This window comes from Pseudarthrobacter chlorophenolicus (assembly GCF_000962805.1).
Taxonomy (GTDB): domain Bacteria; phylum Actinomycetota; class Actinomycetes; order Actinomycetales; family Micrococcaceae; genus Arthrobacter; species Arthrobacter chlorophenolicus_A.
In genome coordinates, this window is the sequence record NZ_JZTW01000015.1 from 92,487 (window position 1) to 118,191 (window position 25,705).

Annotated in this window: 31 protein-coding genes; 17 read left to right on the plus strand and 14 right to left on the minus strand. The window is 66.5% G+C overall.

All coding sequences use genetic code 11. The features are described from left to right. Positions 1–11: 11 nt before the first annotated feature. Together UC32_RS15165 and UC32_RS15170 are read right to left on the minus strand one after the other, a co-directional pair. The gene (locus UC32_RS15165; protein ID WP_052690599.1) at positions 12–1,088 is read right to left on the minus strand and encodes a glycerophosphodiester phosphodiesterase family protein; all 1,077 of its coding nucleotides are present in this window, start codon (positions 1,086–1,088) and stop codon (positions 12–14) included. Between the two features lie 179 nt (positions 1,089–1,267). Continuing rightward, a complete protein-coding gene (locus tag UC32_RS15170) occupies positions 1,268–2,575 on the minus strand; it encodes an MFS transporter (protein WP_045732019.1) in 1,308 nt (435 codons plus the stop codon). A gap of 251 nt (positions 2,576–2,826) precedes the next feature. Between UC32_RS15170 and UC32_RS15175 the strand changes: the two genes are divergently transcribed. After that, complete coding sequence (locus UC32_RS15175; RefSeq protein ID WP_045732057.1) at positions 2,827–3,297, plus strand: SRPBCC family protein; 471 nt, start codon at positions 2,827–2,829, stop codon at positions 3,295–3,297. A gap of 8 nt (positions 3,298–3,305) precedes the next feature. After that, positions 3,306–3,650 (plus strand): iron chaperone, encoded by a 345-nt coding sequence (locus tag UC32_RS15180; protein ID WP_045732020.1) that lies wholly within the window; start codon positions 3,306–3,308, stop codon positions 3,648–3,650. A gap of 118 nt (positions 3,651–3,768) precedes the next feature. Here the strand turns inward: UC32_RS15180 and UC32_RS15185 are convergent, their stop codons facing one another. Continuing rightward, complete coding sequence (locus UC32_RS15185) at positions 3,769–4,632, minus strand: sugar phosphate isomerase/epimerase family protein (protein WP_045732021.1); 864 nt, start codon at positions 4,630–4,632, stop codon at positions 3,769–3,771. 164 nt (positions 4,633–4,796) lie between these two features. On the opposite strand from UC32_RS15185, the gene UC32_RS15190 reads away from it, so the two are divergent. Continuing rightward, on the plus strand, positions 4,797–5,120 hold the full coding sequence (locus UC32_RS15190) for a hypothetical protein (protein WP_045732022.1): 324 nt from the start codon (positions 4,797–4,799) through the stop codon (positions 5,118–5,120). A gap of 315 nt (positions 5,121–5,435) precedes the next feature. Further along, the gene (locus tag UC32_RS15195) at positions 5,436–5,822 is read left to right on the plus strand and encodes a VOC family protein (protein WP_045732023.1); all 387 of its coding nucleotides are present in this window, start codon (positions 5,436–5,438) and stop codon (positions 5,820–5,822) included. A gap of 132 nt (positions 5,823–5,954) precedes the next feature. On the opposite strand, the gene UC32_RS15200 is transcribed toward UC32_RS15195, so the two are convergent. The 3 genes from UC32_RS15200 to UC32_RS15210 form a co-directional block, all read right to left on the minus strand. Next, entirely contained in the window at positions 5,955–6,452 is a 498-nt protein-coding gene (locus UC32_RS15200) for a DinB family protein (RefSeq protein WP_045732024.1), read from the minus strand. A 154-nt stretch (positions 6,453–6,606) separates the two neighbouring features. Beyond that, complete coding sequence (locus tag UC32_RS15205; protein ID WP_045732025.1) at positions 6,607–7,866, minus strand: MFS transporter; 1,260 nt, start codon at positions 7,864–7,866, stop codon at positions 6,607–6,609. Beyond that, positions 7,863–8,321, minus strand: a complete 459-nt coding sequence (locus tag UC32_RS15210; RefSeq protein ID WP_045732026.1) for a MarR family winged helix-turn-helix transcriptional regulator — start codon at positions 8,319–8,321, stop codon at positions 7,863–7,865. The genes UC32_RS15205 and UC32_RS15210 overlap by 4 nt, the downstream gene beginning before the upstream one ends. A 162-nt stretch (positions 8,322–8,483) precedes the next feature. Here UC32_RS15210 and UC32_RS15215 point away from each other — a divergent pair, with 162 nt between their 5' ends. The 3 genes from UC32_RS15215 to UC32_RS15225 are packed head-to-tail and all read left to right on the plus strand — an operon-like array spanning position 8,484 to position 10,152. Next, positions 8,484–8,978, plus strand: a complete 495-nt coding sequence (locus UC32_RS15215) for a DUF3592 domain-containing protein (RefSeq protein ID WP_045732058.1) — start codon at positions 8,484–8,486, stop codon at positions 8,976–8,978. 53 nt (positions 8,979–9,031) lie between these two features. Continuing rightward, positions 9,032–9,619: an SOUL family heme-binding protein gene (locus tag UC32_RS15220; RefSeq protein ID WP_045732027.1), complete on the plus strand. Its 588-nt coding sequence runs from the start codon at positions 9,032–9,034 to the stop codon at positions 9,617–9,619. Positions 9,620–9,645: 26 nt separating this feature from the next. Beyond that, a complete protein-coding gene (locus tag UC32_RS15225) occupies positions 9,646–10,152 on the plus strand; it encodes a GNAT family N-acetyltransferase (protein ID WP_045732028.1) in 507 nt (168 codons plus the stop codon). Here UC32_RS15225 and UC32_RS15230 read toward each other — a convergent pair. From UC32_RS15230 to UC32_RS15240, 3 genes are all read right to left on the minus strand, one after another. Continuing rightward, positions 10,149–10,376, minus strand: coding sequence for a helix-turn-helix domain-containing protein (locus UC32_RS15230; protein ID WP_200896398.1), 228 nt, complete (start codon positions 10,374–10,376; stop codon positions 10,149–10,151). The genes UC32_RS15225 and UC32_RS15230 overlap by 4 nt on opposite strands. Then, complete coding sequence (locus UC32_RS15235) at positions 10,376–11,014, minus strand: hypothetical protein (RefSeq protein WP_045732030.1); 639 nt, start codon at positions 11,012–11,014, stop codon at positions 10,376–10,378. Before UC32_RS15235 ends, UC32_RS15230 begins: the two co-directional genes overlap by 1 nt. A gap of 95 nt (positions 11,015–11,109) precedes the next feature. Beyond that, complete coding sequence (locus UC32_RS15240; protein ID WP_045732059.1) at positions 11,110–11,502, minus strand: VOC family protein; 393 nt, start codon at positions 11,500–11,502, stop codon at positions 11,110–11,112. A gap of 386 nt (positions 11,503–11,888) precedes the next feature. Here UC32_RS15240 and UC32_RS15245 point away from each other — a divergent pair, with 386 nt between their 5' ends. The 3 genes from UC32_RS15245 (at position 11,889) to UC32_RS15255 (ending at position 14,649) form a co-directional block, all read left to right on the plus strand. After that, the gene (locus UC32_RS15245) at positions 11,889–13,178 is read left to right on the plus strand and encodes a GmrSD restriction endonuclease domain-containing protein (RefSeq protein WP_235423682.1); all 1,290 of its coding nucleotides are present in this window, start codon (positions 11,889–11,891) and stop codon (positions 13,176–13,178) included. 67 nt (positions 13,179–13,245) lie between these two features. Then, complete coding sequence (locus UC32_RS15250; RefSeq protein ID WP_082072150.1) at positions 13,246–14,016, plus strand: excalibur calcium-binding domain-containing protein; 771 nt, start codon at positions 13,246–13,248, stop codon at positions 14,014–14,016. Between the two features lie 90 nt (positions 14,017–14,106). After that, entirely contained in the window at positions 14,107–14,649 is a 543-nt protein-coding gene (locus tag UC32_RS15255) for a DUF2231 domain-containing protein (protein ID WP_045732032.1), read from the plus strand. 98 nt (positions 14,650–14,747) lie between these two features. Here UC32_RS15255 and UC32_RS15260 read toward each other — a convergent pair whose 3' ends face one another. Next, positions 14,748–15,182: an ester cyclase gene (locus UC32_RS15260; protein ID WP_045732033.1), complete on the minus strand. Its 435-nt coding sequence runs from the start codon at positions 15,180–15,182 to the stop codon at positions 14,748–14,750. 303 nt (positions 15,183–15,485) lie between these two features. On the opposite strand from UC32_RS15260, the gene UC32_RS15265 reads away from it, so the two are divergent. After that, positions 15,486–15,743, plus strand: coding sequence for a hypothetical protein (locus UC32_RS15265; protein ID WP_045732034.1), 258 nt, complete (start codon positions 15,486–15,488; stop codon positions 15,741–15,743). 60 nt (positions 15,744–15,803) lie between these two features. Continuing rightward, positions 15,804–16,568, plus strand: a complete 765-nt coding sequence (locus UC32_RS15270; RefSeq protein WP_045732035.1) for a DinB family protein — start codon at positions 15,804–15,806, stop codon at positions 16,566–16,568. Positions 16,569–16,628: 60 nt separating this feature from the next. Here UC32_RS15270 and UC32_RS15275 read toward each other — a convergent pair whose 3' ends face one another. Both UC32_RS15275 and UC32_RS15280 read right to left on the minus strand, forming a co-directional pair. After that, complete coding sequence (locus UC32_RS15275) at positions 16,629–17,498, minus strand: universal stress protein (protein WP_082072155.1); 870 nt, start codon at positions 17,496–17,498, stop codon at positions 16,629–16,631. A gap of 139 nt (positions 17,499–17,637) precedes the next feature. After that, complete coding sequence (locus tag UC32_RS15280) at positions 17,638–19,314, minus strand: FAD-binding dehydrogenase (RefSeq protein WP_045732037.1); 1,677 nt, start codon at positions 19,312–19,314, stop codon at positions 17,638–17,640. Positions 19,315–19,385: 71 nt separating this feature from the next. Between UC32_RS15280 and UC32_RS15285 the strand changes: the two genes are divergently transcribed. The 3 genes from UC32_RS15285 (at position 19,386) to UC32_RS20835 (ending at position 21,681) form a co-directional block, all read left to right on the plus strand. Then, on the plus strand, positions 19,386–19,925 hold the full coding sequence (locus UC32_RS15285) for a GNAT family N-acetyltransferase (RefSeq protein WP_235423683.1): 540 nt from the start codon (positions 19,386–19,388) through the stop codon (positions 19,923–19,925). Between the two features lie 216 nt (positions 19,926–20,141). After that, a complete protein-coding gene (locus UC32_RS15290; protein WP_045732038.1) occupies positions 20,142–21,536 on the plus strand; it encodes an OFA family MFS transporter in 1,395 nt (464 codons plus the stop codon). Position 21,537: 1 nt separating this feature from the next. After that, on the plus strand, positions 21,538–21,681 hold the full coding sequence (locus UC32_RS20835) for an MFS transporter small subunit (RefSeq protein WP_200896399.1): 144 nt from the start codon (positions 21,538–21,540) through the stop codon (positions 21,679–21,681). A gap of 145 nt (positions 21,682–21,826) precedes the next feature. Here UC32_RS20835 and UC32_RS15295 read toward each other — a convergent pair whose 3' ends face one another. Further along, on the minus strand, positions 21,827–22,552 hold the full coding sequence (locus tag UC32_RS15295; RefSeq protein ID WP_045732039.1) for a YoaK family protein: 726 nt from the start codon (positions 22,550–22,552) through the stop codon (positions 21,827–21,829). Positions 22,553–22,744: 192 nt separating this feature from the next. Beyond that, positions 22,745–23,173: a DUF2177 family protein gene (locus tag UC32_RS15300; RefSeq protein ID WP_045732040.1), complete on the minus strand. Its 429-nt coding sequence runs from the start codon at positions 23,171–23,173 to the stop codon at positions 22,745–22,747. A gap of 165 nt (positions 23,174–23,338) precedes the next feature. On the opposite strand from UC32_RS15300, the gene UC32_RS15305 reads away from it, so the two are divergent. Together UC32_RS15305 and UC32_RS15310 are read left to right on the plus strand one after the other, a co-directional pair. Then, positions 23,339–24,208, plus strand: a complete 870-nt coding sequence (locus UC32_RS15305) for a DUF1295 domain-containing protein (RefSeq protein ID WP_045732041.1) — start codon at positions 23,339–23,341, stop codon at positions 24,206–24,208. A gap of 210 nt (positions 24,209–24,418) precedes the next feature. After that, complete coding sequence (locus UC32_RS15310; RefSeq protein WP_045732042.1) at positions 24,419–25,501, plus strand: TerC family protein; 1,083 nt, start codon at positions 24,419–24,421, stop codon at positions 25,499–25,501. Positions 25,502–25,705 lie beyond the last annotated feature (204 nt).

Sequence of the window (25,705 nt, forward strand, 5' to 3'; positions counted from 1 at the left end):
CGCCGTGGAGACTATGCCCGCGGGGCGTAGGCCTTGGGGAGCTTCAGGCCGCGTTCCTCCATGAGGGTGCGCAGGCGGGTGGGGTAGTCGGTAATGATGCCGTCCACGCCCAGATCCATCAGTCGCGCCATGTCCGCCCGCTTGTTCACTGTCCACGGAATGACCGGCACCCCGAGCTCATGGGCTTCGGCGATCATCTCAGGGGTGACGGAGTTGAATGTGGGCGAAATGACGTCGTACCCCTGGGCGGCCGCGGCCTTCGCGAGCGAGCCGTCGTAGTCGTCGATGTCGATACCGCCGAGCACCGGTGCCGCCCCCGGCTTGCCCACCTGCATCCAGGCGTTGCCGCTGGAAAGCGCTACCAAAGTCAGCTCCGGGGCGAGCTCCTTGGTGAGGTTCAGCGAGGACCAGTCGAAGGATTGGATGGTGGTGCGGTCGGCGGCGCCGGAGGCCAGGACCTCCGCCACTACGGCCTTGGTCAGGGCCACCATCCCTACGCCGCCGGGCTGACCGTCCTCCACTTTGGTTTCGACGTTGAAGCGGACCTTCTTGGCGTTGAATTCCTCGGCGAGGCGGTAAACGTCGCGCAGCTCGGCGATCCGGTTGCCCTCGATGACCTCCTGCTCGGGGTAGCCGGGCAGCTGGGTGTAGCCGCAGTCGAGAGTCTTGACCTGGGCCAGGGTCAGTTCGGCCACACGGTCGCCGACGTACGGGAACTCCAGGTCCCCCGCAGTGGCCGGGGCGGTGTCCGCGCATTTGTTTGCCTGGATAGTGTCGTCGTGCCAGACGATGATCTTGCCGTCCTTGGTCAGGTGCGTGTCCAATTCCAAGGTGGTGACGCCGAGCTTGAGGGAGTTCGAGAATGCGGCAAGGGACTCCTCGGTCCACTCGCCACGGCCGCCGCGGTGGGACTGAAGGTCGAAGGAGCCGTTGCGCTCGTTGGATTTGATGGCGGAGCTTGCGGTGCCGGCAGCGTTCGACGACGACACGCCGGCTTCGGAGGCCTGGGTACCTGCGGCGCTGGCCGGGGAAGCGATGGCGGCGGCAAACAGGGCGGCGGTGGCCGCAGCAGTCAGGACTGTGCGCATGGGGATGGTTCCTCCTGGGATGACGGGTGCCGGCGTTCCGGGCCGGGTGACCCGTCAACGCTAGGAGGGCCAGGTTGCGCGCTTGGGGCGGCGGGTTGGAGCGGAGGTTAACAGCGCAAGTCCCGGCCGGCTGCTCCCCATGCTGGGAAGCCAGTGGGGGAGGCCCGATTGAGAAGCACTCAGGCGGGGTCTTCCACCTTGGCGGCCGCCGTGTCACTAGTCGGGTCACTCGACGCGTCCACGGTGGTGTTTCTGGTGTCACCGGGCGTCCGGATCGGCCGCGGCTCCAGCCAGGTCCGTTCCCGGGGTCCCGGCGGATAGGCGTGTTTCTTGCCGGCGATGGTGATCACCAGGGCGGCCAGCACCGGCAGGGCGGCAGCCACGGGGACCAGCAGCGGTCCGCCCACCACCAGTGCCCCCGAGCCGTACAGGGCGCCAACGGTGATGCCCAGCTGGATGGTCAGCACCGTGAGGCCGTTGGCCGCTTCGCTGTACTCGCCGCCGGCGCGGAGGATGGCGGACTGGTTGTAAATACCGATGGCTCCCAGGCCTGCTCCCCAGACGGTCATCAGGACCAGGGCCAGTGGAAGGCTGCCCACCGCGAGGGGCAACAGTGCCATCGAGACGGCGATCGCCGCCGTCGTGACCATCAGGGATCTCCGCGGCCGCGAGTCCACGGTGAGTCCGGCGATCCAGATGCCCAGCAGGCCGGAGGCGCCGAGCACGGTGAGCGCCAGGCTTGTGGCGTACTCGGGCAGGGCGGCTTCACGGATGAACGGCGCGATGTAGGTGAACAGCGCGAAGTGGGCAAGGACCAGCAGCGGCCAGGCCGTGGCCACCGCCTTGACCCCGGGTTCGGCGATGGCGCGCCGGATGGACGGCCGGGCGGTATCGGAAATCCGCTGAACGCGGGGCAGCAGGAAGAACGCCAGGACAGTGAGGAGCAGCCCAAATCCGGCAAGGACCAGGAACGCCGACCGCCAGCCGAGCAGCCCGCCGAGGGCCGTGCCCACCGGCGCGCCGATGGCCAGGCCCAGGCTGTTGCCGCTGAAGACGATGGCCAGCGCCTTGCCCACCTGGTTCGCCGGAACCACACGGGTCACGAACGGCGCCATGGTGGTCCAGAGCAGCCCGTGGGCCAGGCCGCCCACCATCCTGGCGATCATCGCCGTCGTGAAATCCGGGGATAGCCCCACCCATGCGTTGCTGGCCGCGAACGTCAGAACCAGCCCCACGAGCAGGGTGTGCCGGGGGATCCGTGCCAGCAGCCGGGCAACCGGCACCACCGTGACCACGATGACGGCAGCGTATGCCGCGGCGAGGTATCCCGCCACGGGTTCGGACACGTTCAGGCCCGCGCTGATCTGCGGCAGCAGGCCGGACGGAAGGAGTTCGGTGGTGATGGCGGTGAACGCAATTGTGGCCAGGACCAGCAGGGCGGCGTAGGGAAAACGGGCAGGGGCGGGCACGGAAGTCGCGGAGGACATGGGGGAGCGGATCCATTCAAGGGGGAGAGGTGGAATGCGGCTCGCTGGCCGGACAATTCCTGCCTTAAATTTACAGGATCCGGGGTCCCGGAATCGACATGATGACGGCTTCGGAATCGCGTCCGAAGGGTGGTCACGGCAGCCCTCCCCGGGCGGCAAGACAGTACGTTGATAGGACCGTCATGGCGGCTACCCGCAGTGGCGCCGTGGCGGCCTGTTCAGGGCTGCCTGCGGACTCCTATGCTGGGTCCATGTCTACGTATGAGGTCCACCGCAGCGCGGTCATCCCTGCCGCCCCGGAAGATATCTTTCCCCTGGTCAACAGCTTCCGCGAGTGGGGAGCGTGGTCCCCGTGGGAGAAGGTGGACCCCGGCATGAGCCGCCGCTACTACGGCCCGGCGTCGGGTGCCGGCGCGGGCTATGAATGGAGCGGCAACCGGAAGGCCGGCAGCGGCACCATGGAGATTGTCGAGTCGGCGCCGTCCAGCACCATCAGCATCCGCCTCCAGTTCACCAAGCCGTTCAAGGCCCTGAACCCCACCACTTTCACGTTCACGCCCGTCCCCGGCGGCACCGAAGTTACGTGGAAGATGACCGGCGAAAACAAGGGCGCAGCGAAGATTTTCGCCATGTTCATCAACATGGACAAGATGGTGGGCTCGGACTTTGAACGCGGCCTCACCTCCCTCGCCTCGGCCGTGGCGGCAAAGAAGCAGAGCTAAGGCCTTTTGTGGGCACCGTTGATGACGCGCTCGCGGAATTGCCCGAGCCCAGCCGGAGCTGCCTTCAGCACGTTGTGGCGGTGGCTCGATCCGTGGCGCCGGAGGCCACCGAAGGCGTGAGTTACGGGATGCCCGCGCTCAAGCTCGACGGCAAGCCGCTGGTGGGGGTGGTGGCCGCAGCCAAGCATCTGTCCATCTTCCCGTTCTCGCCGGCGGTTGTGGAAGCTGTGGCCCACAGCCTGGGCGGATACTCGCTGTCCAAGGGCACCATACGGTTCACCGCGGAGCGGCCCCTGCCGGACGCCGTGGTGGAAGAGATCGTCCGACGCCGGATGGCTGAGATCCGGCTATAACCGCATAACCGGCCCTGGACCGCATAACCGGTGCTGGGCGGCACCGGTTATGCGGGCGAGGGCCGGTCGTACTGATCGCTCGGGTGCCGGGCCGGCGCTGCCCCGGACTATTCCAGGTTCAGGTAAGCAGCATCTGGACGGTGTTGCGCAGGGTGGAAGCCACCAGGTGGTCGTCCAGTTCCGATACCTTGTCGCAGAAGATCTCCGGGCAATAGAAGCCGTCAAAGCCGGTGGCTTTGCAGGCATCCACCCATTCCTGCAACGGGATGTCGCCAGCTCCAGTCCAGACATTGCGCGAAATTGACTGGTCGGGGACTTCGCCGGCGGGCACGTGCAGGCCGTCGCAGACGTGGACGGCAGCAATCATGTCCCCGGGCAGCGCCGCGACGTCCTCCGGGGTGTCGCCGGCGGCCCAGAAATGCCAGAAGTCGACACACATTTTCACGTTGGGCCGCTGGATGGAGTCGAAGATCTGCAGTGCCTGGCTGACCCGGTTCACGGGGGACCACGCCAGTGGCTCCAGGTAGAGGCCCACGCCGTAGTCTGCTGCGATGTCCGCCGCCAAAGCCACCCGCTTCGTCGTTTCGGCCAGAGCGTCCGGTCCGTCCAGGCCCAGGGCGCCGCGGAACCGCAGGTCTCCGGGAAGGAGCGTGCCGGCACGGAACTCCTTCACCACGCGGACGTCAACCGGGCCGGTACACATCTGCACGTAGGGTGAGCCGAGCACTTGGGCTACCTCTGCCAGCCGGGCGGCGTCGCGGATGAAATCCTCGTGGGGCGCTTCCTGAAGGGCGCCCACACCGGAGACCGGGAAGCCGTCCAGTGCCGGCAACAGATCGTGGGCCGTGAAGCCGGCGTCCAGGAAACGGAACAGCTTGGGCGTCTGGAGCTCAACAGCGTCAAACCCCGCTGCTTTCGCCACGGCGATGTCCCGCAAGGTGGTGCCGTGGAACGCGGCGGTGGAGTTCATGGAGATTTTCATGCGGGTCCTTTGAGCCGATTAACATCACTGTTAGAGCGCTCTAATTTAGCGCATTTGAAACTTTGTCATGACAAATGCGGCAGTGTCAACGGAGGGGCACTGGGAATACGCTGCGTCGGGGCAAGCCCCTGCCGTCGGCCTGTCCGGGCGCCTACGCTGGCCCCATGGCTGATACTTTTGCGTCCCTCGTGGACATGTTCAAGAATGTGGGCGTCACCAGGGCCTACGGCACGCCCGTGAATGTGGGGGGCCAGGAGGTCATTCCGGTGGCGCTGGTGTCGTTCGGCTTCGGCGGCGGCAGCGAGCCAGGCGACGGCGCATCCGGCGGTGGCGGCGGCGGAATGGTGATACCGGTGGGCGTCTACACCACCGTCAACGGTCAGACGGTCTTCCAGCCGAACACCCTTGCCTTGTTCGCCTGCCTGGTGCCGCTGGTGGCGGTCACCGGAACCGCGGTGAGGCGCGCCATTGCCGCGGCCCGGAAATAGTGCTGCAGCCCGCCGTCGTTCTCTTCCGCCATCCGTCTGGACGGGTGCCGGCGTCGGGCATTCCATGGCACGCGCCGGACCGGATATTTCCCTATTTCGCTCTGGCCAAAGCAGTTCCATAATGGCCTCATAGGCTTCGGGGACCCTCTCCGCCAATGAGACCTGTGACGGCCGGGCGCAGGAGAGTCCCAGGTGGCAGCCCCGGTGTCGGCGCAGCGGGCGGTCACGCGGCCCGCCAGATCTCCGGCAGGGACCTCTCGGACCGTTAACGGGGGAGAGCACCGCCATCGCAAGATTGCACCAAGGAGATTTGTCATGCTCAAGGATTCGCAGGTCATGGCAGTATTGCCTGCCAAGGACATCGACCGGGCACGGGAGTTCTACCGCGACAAGCTGGGACTCGAACCCAGCCAGACCATCGAAGGCGATAACCTCATCTACCAGTGCGGCAACGGCACCGGTTTCCTGCTCTACCAGACGGACAATGCCGGCACGGCGAAGAACACCCAGATGGGCTGGGGCGTGGCGGATGTAGAGAAGGAAGTGGAGGAACTGCGCGGCCGCGGCGTGGTTTTCGAGGACTACGACATGCCCGGGCTTAAGACAGAGAACGGCATCGCCACCATGGAAGGCATGGGCCAAGGGGCTTGGTTCCTCGACAGCGAGGGCAACATCCTCAACATCTCATCGATGCCGATGTAGCCCACCGGTCCACCACACAGCAACGCACGACGCCGGCCGCCGCCTCCCGCGGTACCCCCCACCCCGGGTGCCGGGCGGGCGGAAGGCCGGCGCCGCCGTCGTGCGCGTCCTTCCGGCAGGTTTCCCTGCGGGTCAGCCGGTGATGATCTGTTCCCGCAGGATGTCCGCGTGGCCGCAGTGCTGCGCGATCTCCCGGATCATGTGCAGGTACACCCAGCGCAGGGGGAGCGGGCCGCGGCGGTTGCCCCTGACCACGTCATCAAGGTCAAGGCCTGATGCCGCCTGCCGGGATGCCTCGCACGCCTGGCGGTAGGCGTTCCGGATACTGGCAATACTGTCCTGACGGTCGAGGATGAAGGATTCGTCCGGGGTGGCCGGAATGCCGATTTCGGCGCGGGAGCGGCCGGTGATGGCTTCATCAAACCAGACCCTCTCAACGAAGGTTGCGTGCTTCACCAGCCCCAGCAGTGTGGTCCTGGACGGCACCAGGGACCGGCGGGCCTGCTCTTCCGTGAGGCCATCCAGGCAGGCTTCCAACATGGCGCGGTGCTGGTCCAGGAACGCCTCGAACTGTGCGCGGGCGGGCTGGTCGATGACGTCGTCGGGCGTCAGGGAGGAGACTGCAGGCATGGCTGCAGTATGCCACGGTCTTCCGGGATGCCGTGGCCGGCGCGGCAAGCCCCCCCTATAACCGGCCCCCAGCCGCATAACCGGTGGTGGGGAGCGCCGGTTATGCGGCTTCGGGCCGGTAGTGTTCCGGGGAAGTGACCCAGGGGCACGGTGGTCAGGCTGCGGCTTCGCGCTTGCCGCTGAACGCGATGCGGACGGCCCTGCGGAGGCTGAGCTTGCTCCGGCGGCTGACCACAATCACGGCGGCCAGCCCGGTCAGCAGGACCACCAGGCCACCCACCGCCACGGACCAGCGGGCACCGAATTCGCTGCCGATCCAGCCGATCAGCGGTGAACCCACAGCCGTTCCGCCCTGCAGGATCGCCAGGTAGAGGGCCAGCACCCGGCCGCGGAACTGCGGTTCCACGGAGAGCTGGATGCTGGTGTTGCAGCTGTTCAGGAACGTGATGGACGCCAGGCCCACCGGAATCAGCACGGCGGTGTAGAGCCAGAACGACGGCGCCACGCTGGCTACCAGCGTGAAGATTCCCAGGCCCAGGGCGCCGCCCAGCAGGAACCTCAGCCGGGGCCGCGCGCGCCGGGCGGCCAGCAGGGCTCCGGCCAGGGTGCCGACGGCCATGATGGAGCCGAGCAGGCCGAACTCGCCCGGCCCGGCGTGGAATTCGGTGGTGGCCATGAGGGCGTTTGTGATGGGGAAGTTCATACCAAATGCGCCGAGGACCCCCACCAGGACCATGATCAGGACGAGGTCCGGCCGCTGCTTCACATACCGCATGCCCTCCGTCACCTGGTGTTTGCCGCGCTCTGCCCGAACAGTGGGCACAAGCTCGGAGGTGCGGATCAGGAACAGGGACCAGATCACTGCGGCGTAGCTGGCGGCGTTGAGCAGGAACACCGGCCCGGTGCCCACCCAGGCGATCAGGACGCCGGCGACGGCCGGACCCGTGAGGCGGGCGGTGTTGAAGGACGCTGAGTTCAGGGCTACGGCATTGGAGATGTTGTCCTGGCCCACCAGCTCCGACACAAAGGACTGCCGCGCCGGGGCGTCAATAGCACTGGCAATGCCCAGGCATAACGCGGCGAGGTAGGCATGCCACAGCTGGGCCGTACCCGTGACCACCAGAAGGCCGATGGCCAGGCCGGTGATGCCCATGGCCAGCTGGGTCCACAGCAGGATGACGCGTTTGCGGTAGCGGTCTGCCAGGACTCCGCCGTAGGGGCCCAGCAGCAGCATCGGCAGGAACTGCAGGCCGGTGGTGATGCCAACGGCGGCGCCGTCATGGTTGGTCAGGACGGTGAGCACCAGCCAGTCCTGGGCGATGCGCTGCATCCAAGTGCCCACGTTGGAGACCAGGGCACCCCCGGCCCAAATCCGGTAGTTGCGGTTTTCGAGGGCGCGGAACATCTGGCTCATTTGCCGCTCATTTCCTGCATGATGCGTGCGGCCCGGCTGAGGATGTCCCGGTCTTCCGCGCTCAGGCCGGCCACGCGCTGTGCCAGCCAGGCGGTGCGCTGTTCCCTGGCCTCAGCGAGAACCTCCCTGCCGGCATCGGTGATGTCGATTCGGACCTGCCGGCCGTCGTCGGGATGCTGGGTCCTGGTGACGAAGCCCTGCTCGGCAAGGGCATTGACGATGCGCGTCATGGACGGGGCCTGCACGTGCTCGCGGTCCGCGAGCTCGCGGAGGGTCCGGGCGCCGTCACCGTGCAGGACGGCGAGGACGGTGTACTGGCCGGGGGTGATGACTTCACCGGTGGCCTCGACGCGGAGCCGGCGCGAGGTGCGCATCACGGCGGTGCGGAGGTCGATGGCTAGGGTGTCCGGTGTGATTTGCGGAGTTTCTTTGGTGCTGGTTTCGGTGGGGGCCATATGGGCGGGTGCGCCTCCTGGAGCGGTCGGCTCATCATTTGCTTAGCACTGCTAATTAGTTCTGCTAACTATCATCCTCCTTTTCGTTGCTGGCGGCAACCGTTTTTGCTGTGGTTCTGCTAACGTCCGCCACGGCCCGCGGGAATTGGCACAATGGTCAGCGTGACTGGGCGCAGAACTGACCGAATCCGTAAACCTCAGCAGGCCTGGAAATGGGTGCTAAACCTGGTGGTCACCGTCCTGGTGGTCCTGCTCGGACCCGTCATGTTCGTCGTCGGAAATTCCATGATCGGCGCCGACGAGGAACTGGAACGCACCGGAGTCCATGCTGCGGGCACCATCGTGCACTTCGACGATGTCACCAAGGCATCCCAGCGCAGGATCAAGGTGGAGTTCTACGCCGGCGACGCCTCCGTCCATGCCACCTTCGCGGCTGTGGATCACGACCAGCACCCCGTGGTGGGCGGTGAGGTGAAGGTGGTCTATGCGGAGCAGGATCCCGGCCGGGCTATCGTGCTCGGCTACGAAAGCGACGGCGTCTGGTTCCGTGGGGCCGGCACCATGCTGATCCTGATCTTTGGCGGGCTGGGTGTTGTGCTGGTTTTCGTGTTCCTGCGGCGCTATTTCAAGAAGGCCGCCCGGAAGCCGGTTGTCTGAGAGTACGGCCGCTCTGGCCGCTCCTCCGTGACAAGCGTAGGCTCGGGTCCACCATGACCGAACAGCAGCCCTATGAAGTGATCCGCCGCTATCCACACTTCGAGCTGCGCCGCTACCCGGACTATGTCGTTGCCGAAGTGGCGGTAGCAGCGGACTTCGACCGGGCGGGGAACGTGGCCTTCCGCCGCCTCTTCAACTACATCAGCGGGAACAACAGGGGCGGTGCCAAGCTGGCCATGACGGCGCCTGTTGTCCAAGAGGCCGGGCAGTCCCAAAAGCTGGCGATGACCGCGCCGGTCATCCAGAGCGGCCCGCTCTCCGGGGGCGGCGGATCTGCGGAGTACGTGGTGGGTTTCGTCCTGCCGGCCGGGCTGACGGCTGAAACGGCTCCGGTCCCCACCGATCCAACCGTGAAGATTCGGGCGGTGCCCGGCTCGCTGGCCGCGGTGCTGCGATTTTCCGGCCGCGGCTCCGAGGCAAACTTCGAGCGCAGCAACAACGGACTTCAGGCGGCGCTCGGTCTCGCTGGACTCACGCCCGTGGGGGCACCCCGGTTCGCCCGGTTTGATCCGCCTTTCAAGCCGTGGTTTCTCCGGCGCAACGAAGTGGTCCAGGATGTGCTGCAAGCGGACGGGACCTGACGGCGGGTCCTGACTAGGCTGGGGCCATGGATTATGTGCTGCGCCAGGCCACCCCGGATGACGCCGAGAACGTCGTGCTGATGCATACCGCCGCGCACGAGGAAAGCTACGGGCACCTGCTGTCGCCCGGCTTCTTCGCTGAACGGCGACGGTCCGTCCCAGAACGCGTGGCCCGCCGTCGGCCGTATCTTGACGTTCCGCACCCGCGGATCCTCGCCGAGGACGCCAACGGTGAAATTGTGGGCCTGGCCGATGCCGGGCCGCCGCGCCATGAGGATGCGCCGTTTCCCTTGGAGCTCTACTCCATATTCGTCCTGGCCAGGGCGCAGGGAACCGGACTGGGAACAGCTCTGCTGGCCGCCGCTCTCGGCGACGCTCCGGCATACCTTTGGGTGCTTGAGGACAACCAGAAGGCGCAGGCTTTCTACCGCCGTCAGGGTTTTACGTTCGACGGCGGACGCGGCCACCTTCCGCCCGAATGGGAGAGTGTGCCGGAATTGCGGATGGTCCGGGGACTGCCGGAGATCTCCTAGCCCGCAGGTTCCGTCACCAGCAGGTCTCCCACTTCGCAGTCCAACGCAGTGCAGACTGCGGCGAGGGTGGAGAACCTGATGGCCTTGGCGCGGTCATTCTTCAGGACCGAGAGGTTCACCAGGCTGACGCCCACCCGTTTGCTGAGCTCGGTCAGCGTCATGCCGCGATGCTCCAGCAATTCATCAAGCCTGCAGTGAATGCCCGTGGTTTCCTCCGCCGGCATCAGACCAGGCCCTCGGTGTCTTTCTGCAGGCGGCCGCCGAACTGGAAGACGCCGGCGATGAGGATCAGCGCGATTCCGGCCACTATGGGCAGGAGGCTGATGTTGCCTTCGAAGATGACGCTGCCGGGCTCACGCCCCGGGTTCAGGCCGACCGCATCAGCCAGTCGGGTCCTCGCCAGCTGATCCAGCACTTGGCCCGCAGTGCCGGCAAGGGCAAGGGCGGCCCCACAGGCGCCGATGATCCATACCGATCCCCTGGTGAACAACGTCTGGCTCCGCAGCCGGAACGCCAGCAGGAACAACATGGCCAGGACCGCCAGGACGCCAACCTGGGTCAGCGCACCCGCCCACGCCAGTTGCCCGGCTTCGGCCCCGGGGAGGACTGGAATAGTCGCCTCGACGGCGGAGAAGCTGGCTTCCGCGCCCAGCTCCAGGCCTGACGCTTTCCGGGTGGGCTCCACGGGCAGCGTCAGCGTGGCTGGCCCGGAAAAGAGGCCCGCCATGCTGATGACGGACACGACGCTCGAGCCGGCCGCGATCACGGCCGCGCCGACCATCAGCACCAGGGCATCCGTCCTGGACACTACCTCGCGCTTGATGTCCCTGGACGGGCGTCCGGTGTGCTTGGCCAGCTTCATGTTTCCCCCAAGAGTTATCGAATTTCGTTATTAACGATATTCGATAATCTAGCTGGAGTGCCAGCTGTCGGTCAATCCTCCGCGGCTGTTGGCGGCTACGCTGTGTGCGCCTCCCTGACGGCCGGCGGAGTCGCTCCCTGGAGCACCCAGCGGTTGCCGTCCGGATCGGCGAAGTGGGCAAAGAGCACGCCGCCCATGTCCTGGACCTCGCTGACATCAGCACCGCGGTCTACGAGTTCGGCACGAAGGGCTGGCAGGTCGGGAGCCACGAGCTGAAGGCCCTCCAGGCTGCCCGGCTCCATGGCGGTCATCCCGGTGCCGATGACTACTGACGTAGGCGAGCCCGGAGGAGTCAGCTGCACAACGCGCATTCCCGGGAAGTGCTCCACATCGTGGTCCAGCACGAAGCCCAGCTTTTCGGTGTAAAACGCTTTGGCCCGGTCAACGTCGGACACGGGAACCTGGACAACTTCAAGGCGCATCTCCATGCGGGCCACTCTACCGTCGCGCCAGTGCTTTCGCGGGGGAATTTTATGAAGGCTGTGCGCGGGAAACTTGCAAATGTTAACGCCGATTATTGGAGTGCTAAGGACTTTCCTCAAGATCGAATCAAGGCTGGCGCAATGTTGCCCGAGCATTGGCTGACAGGCCGCATTTGGGCCCGCCCCCGGAATAGGCTCAGCGACGACGACTTTGTCGGGCTTAGCAGCAGGCCCGGCAAGTGCGGGGCCGCAATGAATTGGGCCCTCAAAAATGGGGGAAAATGTCCGAGTATCCGACCCTTCCGGGGTCATTTCCGTCTGCGCCGGCACCAAAACCGCCGCAGAAACCCCGCGCTTCAACATTCATTGTTGGCGCCCTTACCGCATTGTTTATGCTGCTTGGCGCTTTGAGCGGCGGCGTGGGCGGCGCGCTGATCTTCCTGGCCATTTCTGTAGCTCTGACAGGCCTTTACGTTCTGGTCACGGGCCGGCGCTCGTGGGCCTGGCTGCCTGCACGACGCAGGGCCGGCGCCGTTGCCCTTGGCACAGCATTCGCCCTCCTGTTGGCCGGCGGTTTCGCCCTGCCGCGTTCCACTTCGTCGGACCTTGAGGCGGCCGCGGCGGCGGGCACGGCGAAGGAAGCGCCCTCGACGGCGAGCGCCGTACCTTCGGCGGCAGCATCGCCGTCGTCCGCCCCCACTCCGCCGGCATCGCCGCAAGCCAGCGGTGAGCCCCTGGACCCGGACACGCCGTACGCTCTGGCGTCCGGCGTGGCGGCCGCGGCGCCGAACGCCCAGCCGGCCTTCGCCACGAAGGCGATCGACCTGCTGGCAACCCTCGCCGTCAAGGGCAGGGCGCCGAAGACAGGTTACGACCGCACACTGTTCGGGCAGGCCTGGCTGGACGTGGACCGCAACGGCTGCGATACCCGCAATGACATCCTCAAGCGGGACCTGACCGGCGTCGCTTACGTGAACAGCGTGCCCTGCAAGGTGAAGTCGGGAACGCTGGCAGATCCCTACACGGGCACCACCATCAGCTTCGTCCGAGGTTCCACCACCAGCACGGCGGTGCAGATCGACCACGTGGTGGCCCTCAGCGACGCCTGGCAGAAGGGTGGCCAGCAGTTGAGCAGCGAGCAGCGCACTGCGTTCGCCAACGATCCGCTGAACCTGCAGGCTACGGACGGTCCCACGAACATCAGGAAGGGCGACGGCGACGCCGCCACCTGGCTGCCGCCGAACAAGGGCTTCCGGTGCGACTACGTTGCCCGGCAGATTTCCGTGAAAGCTACCTACTCGCTGTGGGTGACCCAGGCAGAGCATGACGCCATGGCCCGGATCCTGGCGGACTGCACCGGGCAGCTGGCACCTACTAACCAGCAGGCGCCCATTGTGGCTGAACCTGCGCCCGCTGCGCCGGCACCCGCCGCCGTGCAGCCTGCGCCCGTTGCACCCGCTCCTGCTGCACCGGCTGCTCCCGCCCCGGCCCCGGTGGCCCCGGCTCCCGCCGCTCCTGCTCCTGCACCTGCCGCGCCTGCGCCCGTTGCACCCGCCCCGGCTGCTGCCTACTACCCGAACTGTGCTGCCGCGCGGGCCGCCGGAGCTGCACCGCTGTACGCCGGGCAGGCCGGATACCGCTCGGCCCTGGACCGGGATTCAGACGGCATCGCCTGCGAATAGTCCCTCTTCGTTTCCGGCTTTTGACTTCATCCGCATCACCAACAACATCGCATTCCTAGGGGGAATCATGAACAACCTGTACGCTGCTGCCCGCCCCAAGGCCGGACAGCTGAAGAAATCGCTGGCCATGGCCGTGCTGGCAGGGCTTTTGCTGACCGGCTGCGGCGGCAAACAGGCGGCAGTGGAGCCGGCCTCGGCTGCCACTCCTGCAGCGAGCGCAACTGCCGAAGCCGCCGTCGCCGTTCCGGGCGTCGTGGGTATGACGCTGGACAAGGCGACAAAGCAGCTCGAGGACCTCGGGTTCAAGGTTGAGGCCGTGGACAGCGTTGACGGCAAAACCATCATGGTGAAGGCGAACTGGCAAGTGCTGACCCAGGACCCCGCCAGCGGTACCAAAGCGGCCAAGGGTTCCACTGTCCGTCTGGGGGTGAAGTCGCTCGAGAAGATCGCAGAGGAAAAGGCTGCAGCGGAGAAGGCAGCCGCAGACAAGGCTGCTGCCGAAGCTGCCGCGGCCGCGAAGGCTGCTGCCGACAAAGCCGCGGCGGACCAGGCAGCCCAAGCAGCTGCTGCGCAGGCCGCAGCTGATCAGGCCGCGCGTGACAAGGCCGCTGCAGACCAGGCCGCAGCCCAAGCGGCTCAGCAAGCCGCAGCGCAGGCGGCCCAGCAGGCTGCGCAACAGGCACAGCAGGCGCCCGTTGTGCCCGCGGCACCGGCCTCCGCCTATTACGCCAACTGTGCTGCTGCCAAGGCCGCAGGTGCCGCACCCGTCCGAGCGGGCTCACCCGGCTACGGACGGCACCTTGACCGCGACGGAGACGGCATCGGCTGCGAGAAGTAACCACGCCCTTCCTCCGGAGCCGTTGCTCTTCGGCCTGAGTCCCGACAGTAACCGGTGCAATCGGGGGACGCCCGGAGTATCTTGTGGTGCATGCGCAGCAACGTAGCGGGCGGAAGCAACTACAGACGGATACTTGCGGGACTGGAGACGGCGGGACCCCTGGACGCGGTGGTGGACAGGGCTGAACCGGTGGCCAAGCACCTCATGACTGACCGCCGGGTCAGGTCCGCCGTCCTGGGGGAAACAACAGGAATTCCCCTGCACGGCATCCTTACCGACCTGCCGTTCGGGGCCTGGTGGATGGCCATTTTCCTGGACTTCTTCAAGGACGACGGCTCCCGCCAGGCCGCCAAACGGCTCGTCGCACTGGGCGTGGTGGCCGCCGTACCCACCGCCCTCACCGGTTGGGCACACTGGACCACCAAGGACCGGCCCATCCAGCGGGTCGGCGTCGTGCATGCCGCAGTGAACGCCGCCGCCGCCGTCGTCTACCTGGCCTCGTGGACGGCACGCCAACGCGGCTGGCACAAATTGGGCATACGGCTGGCACGGGCCGGAGCGGTCCTGCTGCTGGTCAGCGGGTTCCTGGGCGGGCACCTGAGCAGCGGACGCACCGCCAGTAAAGGGCAGTAACCACCGGGGGGCGCGAAAAGCAGATGCCGTGGAAACCCGAATAACGGGTGTCCACGGCATTACTGCGTCTCCGGGTGCCGGGTGGCCGAAGGAGCCGGTCAGTGCTCGGACATCTCCGGCATCAGCCCCAGCTGAGACAGGAACTCCACCTGGTCGAAGTAGAAGCGGTGCTCTGTGATTTCGCCGTCCTTAACGGTGGCGATGTCGCAGCTCTTCATCCTCAGCTGCTTACCGGTGGCCGGGAGGTTGTTCCCGGACGGGTGGGGCAGCGGACCGGTGTTGGTTCCGATGATGGTGCCTTCGTCGATGGCGACGTTCCCTGATTCATGCCGGGCGGCGTGTTCGTAGTGGACATCCGGCATGGCATCCCAGAACTGGAAGAGGTAGGCGGTGATGGCGTCCCGTCCCCGGAGCTCGCCCCTGTCCGGGGTGTAGGCCACAGCGTCGGCGGCGTAGCATCCGGCCAGCGTGTCCTTGTCTTTTTGGTCCATGGCCGTGGTTAAGCGATCCATGACTTCGCGTGCCTGTCCCATATCGACCTCCATTTTTGGGCGGCCTTCCGGAAGCGGAGGCCGCTTCGTGGACTGGCTTCTGCTGCTGTAGGAGCCGCTTTAATTCCACCGCCGCCGCGACCCCCGGTCAACGGCTGGGACTACCCAACAGCGGCCGGTGAATCGCCCCTCTGGCGTGCAGTCACATTCCGTTCGGGGCTGCCGCGCAAAGCCGGATCCACGTGGGCGCGCTAGTCTTGCCACACCACGCCGGAACGCGTGACCTGGGAGCAGCGGGCAGGGTTGTAATGAGCTGACCGACCCGCCCGCGAGCCGAGGAAGCCGATGCACCAGGACCACCAGACAGCACCGCCGCGGCCGCGGCGCAAGAAGACCCGGCACCCCCGGTTTGCGGTAGGGGACAGGGTGCACTTCGCCGAAGGGACCACCACCGGCACGGGCACTGTGGACGCCGTCACCTCCGACTACGCGATCGTCTGGGTATGGACGGATGAGGGCCAGGGCCGCCGCATGTTCCTGCAGGGCTGCGGCAGCATTGTCTCGTCGGTGGCGGCCGAAGAACTGGACGACGCCGGCGCCTGAGCAGGTGCCGGCGCTGCGGACGCCTTGATGCGCGGCCCGTCACGCGGAATGATGGCGCGCATGGTTACCTTCACCGGATCCGATGACCTGCGCGGTGCCGCGTTCTCCGACGTGAGCCTCCGCGGGGCGCGGTTCGTCCGGAGCAGCCTCTCCGGCGTCGTGATGCGCGGCGTGGAGATTGACGGCGCGGACATCGACTCGCCCTGGCTGTTGGAGGACGACAGGTCCCTGTACGTGAACGGCGTGAACGTGGCTCCGCTGATCGATGCTGAGCTCAACCGGCGGTTCCCCGGCAGGGAGCTTCGGCGCGCCGCAGATCCTGCCGGCCTCCGTGACGCCTGGGACCGGCTGCAGGAAACGTGGGCCGCCACCACCCAGCGCGTGGCGCAGATGCCGCCAGGAGCCGAGGACGTCTCGGTCGACGGCGAGTGGTCATTCGCGCAGACACTGCGGCATTTGGTGATGGCCACGGACAAATGGCTGCGCGGGCCGGTCCTGGGCATCGACAAGCCGTACCACCCGGCCGGCGAACCGAACGCCGAGTACGAGACGGACGGACTGGACATGTCCGTCTTCCAGAAAACCAAGCCCTCCTACGGCGAAGTGCTCGAGGTTCGGGCCGGTCGCGTGGACATGGTGCGGGACTTCATCTCCGGCGCCACCGCCGAGGAGCTTCAGGCGACGCATCCCGCACCGGACGAACCGCGCTTCACCGTCACCACCCTCGACTGCCTGCACGTCATCCTGCACGAGGAATGGGAACACCACCGGTTCGCGGTCCGCGACCTTGACGCGATCGCAGCGGAAGCGCCGGGCCGCGATTGAGCAGCACGGTTAGACAGCAGGCCTGAGCACCAAAACCCGACATCGCGGGCAGCACGCGGATTACGCTTCGTGCGCTCCCTTGGCTGCGGGCTGGCGCCTTGAGACGAGCACCGGGCCTTTGGCATGGTGAAGGATGGCGTGCGCGGTGGAACCGATGCTGCCCTTGATCACTCCTTGTCCTTTGGTCCCGACGACGGTTAGGCGGGCGGCCTCGGCAGCGTGCAGGACGGCGCGGGGTACCGATGTGTCGGTGAGGAGCTGCTTCTCCACAGTGAGTTCAGGGGCGAGCTCCCGGGCATTTGCGACGGCGGCGTCGAGGAGTGCCTCCGCTGCGGCGCCGGGGTCCACAGGATCGCGGACCAGCCGATAACCGGACGGAACCGTTTGGACATGAGCGATGACGAGCCGGGTACCCTCTGCCGCAGCCGCGCTGCAGGCATCTTCAAGTGCCGGTGAACTCAAATCGTCGACAGCCACCAGCACGGGGCCGCCCGGATCGCCGCCTTCCCGGATCACGGCAACTGGACACGGCGCCGTAGCTGCCAGTTCCAGGCTCACGGAACCGACCAGCAGTCCCATGAACCCTCCCAGCCCGCGGCTTCCCACCACCAGCAATTCCTGGTCCGCCGCGATTTTGGGAAGTTGCACTGCGGGGCTGCCGGACACCAGGCTGGTCCGGACGTCGACGCCCGGGGAGGCCTGCTTCGCGTGCCCAACACCCTCTTCCAGCGTGATTTCGGCCGCCCGCTGCAGCCCGCTGTCCGCGATCCCGGGAACCGGGCCAAGGTTCTTCGTCAACAGCGGCCACAGCGTGCAGTGCACCAGGTGCAGCGGAACCCTCCGCAGGGCCGCCTCCCGCGCCGCCCACCGGACTGCAAGAGCCGCCGGCCCAGAACCGTCATAGCCCACCACGATCGATGTGGATTCCACAATGCCCCCGTTCTCCGGTACCGGCCGCCACTCCGATGTGGGGTCCGGGTTGTTCGCCTATGCCGATCCTAGGACAGGCCGGCTCGGGGACCAGTGCCAATGTCCCCTACGGCGGGGCACTTTCATGCTGAACGACCAACTACAGCGACCGGACCAGCGACCGTCCTACGGTCAGGCCGGTGAAGAGGCAGCCGCCCAGGAACGTCCCCTCCAAGGCGTTGTAGCCGTGGGCGCCTCCGCCGCCGAACCCGGCCGCTTCCCCGGCGGCGTAGAGGCCCGGAACAGGGGAGCCGTCCTGGCCCAGCGCCTGCCCGGAGAGTTTGGTCTGGATCCCGCCGAGGCTCTTGCGGGTGACCACGTGCAAACGGACAGCGATGAGTGGGCCCGCGGCAGGATCGAGGATCCGGTGCGGCTTGACGGTGCGGAAGAGCCGGTCGCCCAGGAAGCGGCGGCTGTTGCGGATGCCCGCCACCTGCGCGTCTTTGGAATAGGGGTTCCGCACTTCGGCGTCCCGTTCTTCGATTTGCCGCCGAAGCTGCGCGTAGTCCAGCAAGGCCTCGGCGGTGAGCCCGTTCATGCCACGGACCAGGTCCGCCAGGTTGCCGGCCACCACGAAGTCGGCGCCGCGCTCCTTGAAGGCCTCGATGGGACCCGGTGCACCCTTGCCCAGGCGGCTGCGGAGCAGAAGTTTGAGGTCGCGGCCGGTGATGTCCGGGTTTTGTTCGGACCCGGAGAGGGCGAACTCCTTCTCGATGATCCGCTGGTTGAGGATGAACCACGAATGGCTGTGCTGCTGGATGTCCGGGGTGGTGCGCAGCAGCCGGAGGGTGCCCAGGGTGTCGTAGCCCGGGAGCCCGGGTGCGGGCAGCCGGCGGCCCAGCGCATCGAACCACAGGGACGACGGTCCGGGCAGGATCCGGATGGCGTGGTCCGGCCAGATGGGGTCCCAGTTCCGGATGCCCTCGGTGTAATGCCACATGCGGTCGCGGTTGACCAGCCGCACCCCGGATCCCTCCGCGATGTCCAGCATCCGCCCATCCACATACTCCGGCACTCCGGTCACCATTTCCTCCGGCGGCGTTCCCAACCGTTCCGGCCACCAGCGCCGCACCAGGCTGTGGTTGCCGCCGATCCCGCGGCTGGCAACCACCACCGCCTGTGCCCGCAGTTCGAAACCGCCCACAACGTCCCGGTTGGACGAAACACCGCGCGGCGAAGCATCCGGCGCCAGAACGGAGCCGCGCACCCCGGTGACCGCGCCGCCGTCGTACGTCAAAGCGTCCACCCGGTGCCGGAAATGTAAGCGGACGCTTCCCGCAGACGCCGCCGCCCGCGCCTTGTCCGCGAAGGGTTCGGAGACGCCGGTACCGGTGCCCCACGGGACGTGGAAACGCGGCACGGAGTTTCCGTGCCCGCCCGCACGGCCGTCCCCGCGCTCGGCCCAACCCACCAGCGGCGTGAACCGGATGCCCTGCTGGTGCAGCCAGGAACGCTTCTCGCCAGCGGCGAACTCGACGTAGGCGCGGCCCCATTGCTGCGCCCACTGGTCCTCGGCGAGCGGTCCGGCCAGGCGGTCCCACTGCGCCGAGCCCTGCCAGTCCTGCCAGGCCAGCTCGAAGGAATCCCGGACGCCGAGGCGGCGCTGCATGGGACTGTCCACCAGGAAGAGCCCGCCCAGGGACCAGAACGCCTGGCCGCCCAGGTTGGCTTCGTTCTCCTGCTCAACGATGGCCACGCGCTTGCCGGCACGGGCCAGCTCGTTGGCCGCCACCAGCCCTGCCAGCCCGCTGCCAATGATGATGACGTCAGCGTCCATCCGTATATCCGCCCTGGTCGAGAGGTAAGTGAGAGTGCAGCATCAACCTACAGCGGCGGCAGAATAGGGTCATGGACATGCTGAAACTGGTCGCCCCGGATGTCTCCTTTTACGGTTCCTTCGCCGAATCGCACCGGGAGTGGGCCGGTACCCATCAGGACGGTGCCGGGCTGTTCGCGGGGGACGATGTCAGCAGCCTGGCGGGTTTCGAGGCCTGGGTGGGCAAGCTGGGGAACGCCGAACAGGCCGACGGGACTGGCGGCATTGTTCCGTGCACTTACTGGTGGATCACCAAGGGTTCCCGGTACGTGGGGTCCATCGCATTCCGCCATTACCTCACGCCGGCGCTGCTGAACTCGGGCGGCCACATTGGTTATGGCGTCCGCCCGGCCGACCGCGGCCAGGGCGTTGCCACGTGGGCACTGCGTGAAGTCTGCACCCGCCTGGCTGAACGGGGTGAACCGGACCGCGTCCTCCTGACCTGCGACGATGACAACGCTGCCTCTGCCCGGACCATCGAACGGTGCGGGGGCAAACTGGAGGACGTCCGACCGGATGACGACGGCGGGCGCCTCCGTCGGTACTGGATCGATCTGGCCCACCGAGCCTAGGAGGGCGCCGCACGCACCCTCCGCACCCGCTGGTGCCAGGCCGGGGGAGCGCCGCTCACCGTGAATCCTCCACCACTCACCGCAGGAATCCTACGTTTGCTGATCATGTGGCGGAGGATGGCCGGAGGCGTGTTGAGGTGCCAAAAGGTCCGAGGGTAGGGCCAAAAGCCTCTGGACTGCCGGACACTGACGTCTATCGAGCAGGGGAAATCATCCATGGGCTTCCTGGACCGTGAAAGAACCATCGCGCCGGCGGGTTTCAATCGCTGGCTGGTGCCGCCGGCGGCGCTCGCCGTCCACCTCTGCATCGGCCAGGCCTACGCCACCAGCGTGTACAAAACAGCCCTGGTCAAGCATTTCGGCGCCAGCCTCACCGAGATCGGCCTGATCTTCTCCATTGCCATCGTGATGCTGGGCCTGTCCGCCGCGATCATGGGCACGTGGGTGGACCGGAACGGCCCGCGCAAGGCCATGTTCACCTCGGCCATGTTCTGGGTGGGTGGCTTCCTCATCGGCTCGTTGGGCATCTTCACGCACCAGCTGTGGCTCGTCTACCTGGGCTACGGTGTGGTGGGCGGCATCGGCCTGGGCATTGGCTACATCTCGCCGGTGTCCACGCTGATCAAGTGGTTCCCGGACCGGCCCGGCCTGGCCACCGGCATGGCCATCATGGGCTTCGGCGGAGGTGCCCTCATTGCCAGCCCGGTGTCCACAGCGCTGCTCAAGGCGTACGACCCCAACTCCGGCGCCCAGGGCTGGGTGGCCAGCGGCGATGCCGTGGGCAAGCTCTTCCTGACCCTCGCCGTCGCCTACCTCGTCTACATGCTCTTCGGCGCCTTCACCATCAAGGTCCCCGCGGACGGCTGGCGGCCGGCCGGGTTCGACCCCGCCAAGGTCAAGGCTGCCAAACTCGTGACCACCGAGAATGTCTCCGCCAAGAACGCAGTGAAGACCCCGCAGTTCTGGCTGGTGTGGGTGGCCCTGTTCTGCAACGTCACCGCTGGCATCGGCATCCTGGAGCAGGCGGCACCCATGATCCAGGACTTCTTCAGGACGTCCGACGGCGCCTCCGCGGTGAGTGCCGCCGTCGCCGCCGGGTTCGTGGGGCTGCTGTCCATCGGAAACATGGCGGGCCGGTTCGCCTGGAGTGCCACCTCGGACATCACCGGCCGGAAGCGCATCTACATGCTGTACCTGGGCGTCGGGGCGGTGCTGTACACGGTGCTGGCGCTGGCCGGATCCAGCACCACCATCCTGTACGTGGCGCTGGCCTTCCTCATCATCTCGTTTTACGGCGGCGGTTTCGCCACCGTCCCCGCCTACCTGCGCGACCTCTTCGGCACCTTCCAGGTGGGCGCCATCCACGGCCGGCTGCTGACCGCGTGGTCTGCTGCCGGCGTCGCCGGACCGCTGATCGTCAACGCCTTCCTGGATGCCCAGGGCAAGCCCGGCCAGCTGACCGCCGCGTCCTACCAGCCCGCCCTGCTGACCATGGTGGCTCTGCTGGTGGTCGGGTTTGTGGCGAACCGGCTGGTCAAACCCGTCAGCGCACGATTCCACGAACCCCGCCCGGACCGCGAACGCCCGCACGAACCCGCCATGGAGGCCTAAGATGAGCAACAATTCCGCTTCACCGGACGACGCAGCCGTCAACACCGCCACCGGGAAGCTTGCCTTGGGCTGGGCACTGGTGGGGGTGCCGCTGGCCTACGGCGTCTACGAAACCCTCACCCGGGTGGCGGCCCTGTTCGGCTGAGCCTTCCGCATACGACGGCGGCCCGCGCCTTTGTCACGCTCAGCATGCTTTTAGAGCACCAACGACGGCGGGGCCCTGGTTTTCCGGGGGTTTGCTCGCCGCCGCCGGGCCGAAAGAGTGCTGCGCGTGACGCCTAATCAGGCGCTTACGACGCCGGCTCCGCAACAGGAGCCGACGCCGCCGCATCCTGCCGGGTCACCGCATTCCAACCCACCAGGGCCACGAAGAGTGTGATCAGGGCGGTCATCAGCACTCCGAGGCCGATGTGGATCTGCAGCAGCACGGTGCCGAGGGCGGCCCCGGCCATAATGAGCCCCACCGCCGCGAGCCGCCGGCCCCAGAACGGATGCGTGCCGGCACCCAGACGCGAATCGGCGGCCAGACCGGTGATGGTGGAGGTGACCACCACGGTGGACACATCCTTGACGTTGAGGTGACGTGCCGTGGCGGCCTGGACGCCCATCGCCACCGCCAAGACGCCGGTGATTGCGACCGTCAGCGGCTCGTTGTTCCGCGGTGTCACACCGCTGAGCAGGGCTATGGCCACGGCCGCCATCACAACGCCCACGCCCCCTAGCAGCCCGGTGGTGCGGTGCGTCCAACCGGACTTGATGATGCGCAGGGTCCGCCCAGAGACCAAGGCGCCGGCCATGAATCCTGCCAGCGCCACGATCGGCCCCAGGACCGGCAGGTTGTCGCCGCCCATCAATGCCATGCCCAGGATCACCACATTGCCGGTCATGTTCGCTGTGAAGACGCGGTCCAGACCGAGGTAACCCACCGCATCGATCACCCCCGTGGAAAATGTCAGCATCAGCATGAGCACCAGGTGCAGCCGGGACGGGTCGGCGGGGAAGAAGCGTGCGGGCATGCGGTGGCCTTTCGCGGGTCCGGGAACGGGGGAGGCCGGTTGGCCGGCTTTTCCAGTATGCGCCCGTGTCACGCAGAGCACGCTTTTAGATGACGCACGACGGCGGAGCCTTGGTATTTGCTGGGTCTGCCGCCCGCGGGAGGGCCAAAAGTATGCCGTGTGTGACGCCGGGTGCGCCGAAGCGGAGGCGGGTCAGGCAGCCCGCTCCGCCAGCCGCCGTCGTAATACCAGCGAGGTCAGCCACGTGACGAGGCTGCAGGCCGCGGCACCCCAGAGAATGTCCGTCACGGCCACCAGCGCCGTGAAGTCCTTGAGGACGGCCAGCCCGGTAAGGGCCCACGTGGCGTAGGTGAAGAACCCGAACAGCGCCGCACCGGTGACCCGCTGCTGGAGGCTGAGGTCGGTGCTGTTGGGCCGGACTCCGAAGTGCACCATCCCGGCCACGAAGATGACGTAGAACAGGACGGCTGCCACGAAGTTGGTCTTCTCCGCGAGGATGCCCCCGATGGCCGATTTGTACAGCGGATTCGCCACACCCAGGATCCACACCACGTCCAGTACTGCGAAAATGAGGGCGGCGACGGCATAGGCGGTCAGCCAGTTTTTGGTGCGGTGGCTCATGCTGGGCTCCTGGAATCGGGGGACGGCTGCATTGGCAGTTCGGTGCCGCCTGCGTGTCCGGACGGGTCCACCCATACAAATCCGGTTTGGCTCCGAAGACTGGGTGGGCGGGCAGACCGCGCCGCGCAGCAGCGTGCGGCAGGCCAGGGGAAAGGACCTTGAAGAATGAAGGACAAGAGCCGTAAGGCGCTCATCAGTGTTGGGCTCGCGGTGGTGGCCGCGGTGCTTATTGCCTGGGCGGGCAGCCAGGGCGGGTCCGCTATCGGTGGTTACCCTGTGTTCGCACTGGGTGTGGCGGCCGCAATGCTGATCCAGTGGCTGGTGTTCATTCCTTCTTTCGCGAAGCAGACCGAGAAGTTCTACGACCTCACCGGCGCCCTGACCTACATCTCCATCACGGTGTTCCTGGTGCTGGCCAGCCCGGGAATCGATGCCCGCGGCATGCTGCTGGCGGCAATGGTGGTGCTGTGGGCCCTCAGGCTGGGCGGCTTCCTCTTCCTGCGCGTCATGAAGCACGGCAAGGACGACCGCTTCGACGAGCTGAAGCCCGATTTCTCCCGCTACCTCAACACCTGGACCCTGCAGGGCCTGTGGGTGGTGCTGACCGCGGCCCTGGCCTGGGTGGCTATCACCTCGGACAAGAAGGTGGGCCTGGACGGGTTCTTCTGGGCTGGCCTGGCCGTGTGGATCCTGGGCATCACCGTGGAGATCATCGCCGACGTGCAGAAGACCCGGTTCAAGAACAATCCCGACAACCAGGGCCGCTTTATCTCCACGGGACTCTGGTCCAAGAGCCGGCACCCTAACTACTTCGGCGAAATCACGCTGTGGGTGGGCGTCGCCATCATCGCCCTGCCCGTGCTCCAGGGCTGGCAGTGGGCTGCCCTCGTCTCGCCGGTTTTCGTCACCCTGCTGCTCACCAAGGGCAGCGGCGTCCCGCCCCTTGAGGAGAAGGCGGACAGGAAATGGGGCGGCCAGCCGGACTACGAGGAATACAAGAAGAGCACCCCCGTGCTCGTGCCCAAACTGACGTAGGCGGTTCCGCCGGAGAGGAGCGTACGACGGCGGTGCTTGAGCGGGTGCCGCCGCGCATGAGTTAGAATTGACGCATCAAGGGGAGTACTCCCGTCTGTGATCGGCCCGTCAATACGGATGCAGCGATGCATCCCGGGCCATCGGCTCCGGTTCAACCGGGCGGAGGAGACCTTGGCGTAACTGTCAGCGCCAACCCCTTGGAGTACCCAAATGCAGGTAACACCACTCATCTGGATCATCACCCTTGCGGTGACCGTCCTGTTCTTCGTTTACGAATTCTTCGCGCATGTGCGCAAACCCCACGAGCCGTCCATCGGTGAATCAGCCCGCTGGTCCGCGTTCTATATCGGGCTGGCCCTGCTGTTCGGCGTCGGGATCGGCATGGTCTCCGGCTGGAACTTCGGCGGGGAGTACTTCGCCGGCTACCTTACTGAGAAGGCCCTCTCGATCGACAACCTGTTCGTGTTCCTGATCGTGATGAGCGGGTTCGCCGTCCCGAAGAAGTACCAGCAGAAGGTGCTGATGATCGGCATCGTCATCGCGCTGATCCTGCGCGGTGGCTTCATCGCCATCGGCGCGGGGCTCATTGAGAACTTCTCCTGGATCTTCTACATCTTCGGCGCGCTGCTCCTGTTCCTGGCCTACAAGCAGGCATTCGGCAGCCACGAGTCCAACCCCGCCGACGGCAAGTTCATGCAGCTGGTCCGCCGCGTCCTGCCCGTCACTGACGAGTACCACGGTGACAAGCTCACCGTGAAGAAGGACGGCAGCCGCTTCTTCACCCCCATGATGCTGACCATTATCGCCATCGGCTTCGTGGACCTGATCTTCGCCGTTGACTCCATCCCGGCCATCTACGGGCTGACCAACGAGGCGTACATCGTTTTCACCGCCAACGCGTTCGCCCTGATGGGACTGCGGCAGCTGTTCTTCCTGATCGGCGGTCTGCTGGAACGCCTCGTGTACCTGGCCCAGGGCCTGGCCGTTATCCTCGCCTTCATCGGCGTGAAGCTGGTCTTCCACGCACTGCATGTCAACGAGCTGTCCTTCATCAATGGCGGGCAGCCGCTCCTGTGGGTCCCCGAGATTCCCATCTGGTTCTCGCTGGTGTTCATCGGCGCCACCATTGCTGTAGCCACGGTGGCCAGCCTGATGAAGACCCGCGGCGATGGCGACAAGAACGATCGCCACACCGTGGAGGGCAGCACGGTTGCCGCGGCCACCGGCGACAGCCGGGAGACCGGCACCTCTTCCGACGACGACATGAGCCCGACTGCCCGCGCGCAGAAGTAACGCTGTGACCCACCGCACGTCAGGCAGTTCTGGCCGTTAGAACGGTTGGAAAGTGCCAATGGCCCTCAGAATCCCTGCAATTGCAAGGTTTCTGGGGGCCATTGGCCGTCCCGGGGACGGATTTGCTGTGGGGTTGGTGGGCGTGTATTGTTTTCTGAGTCGCCGCCGCTGATGCGGAAAGAAAGCGACCGACCCCCTTCTGAA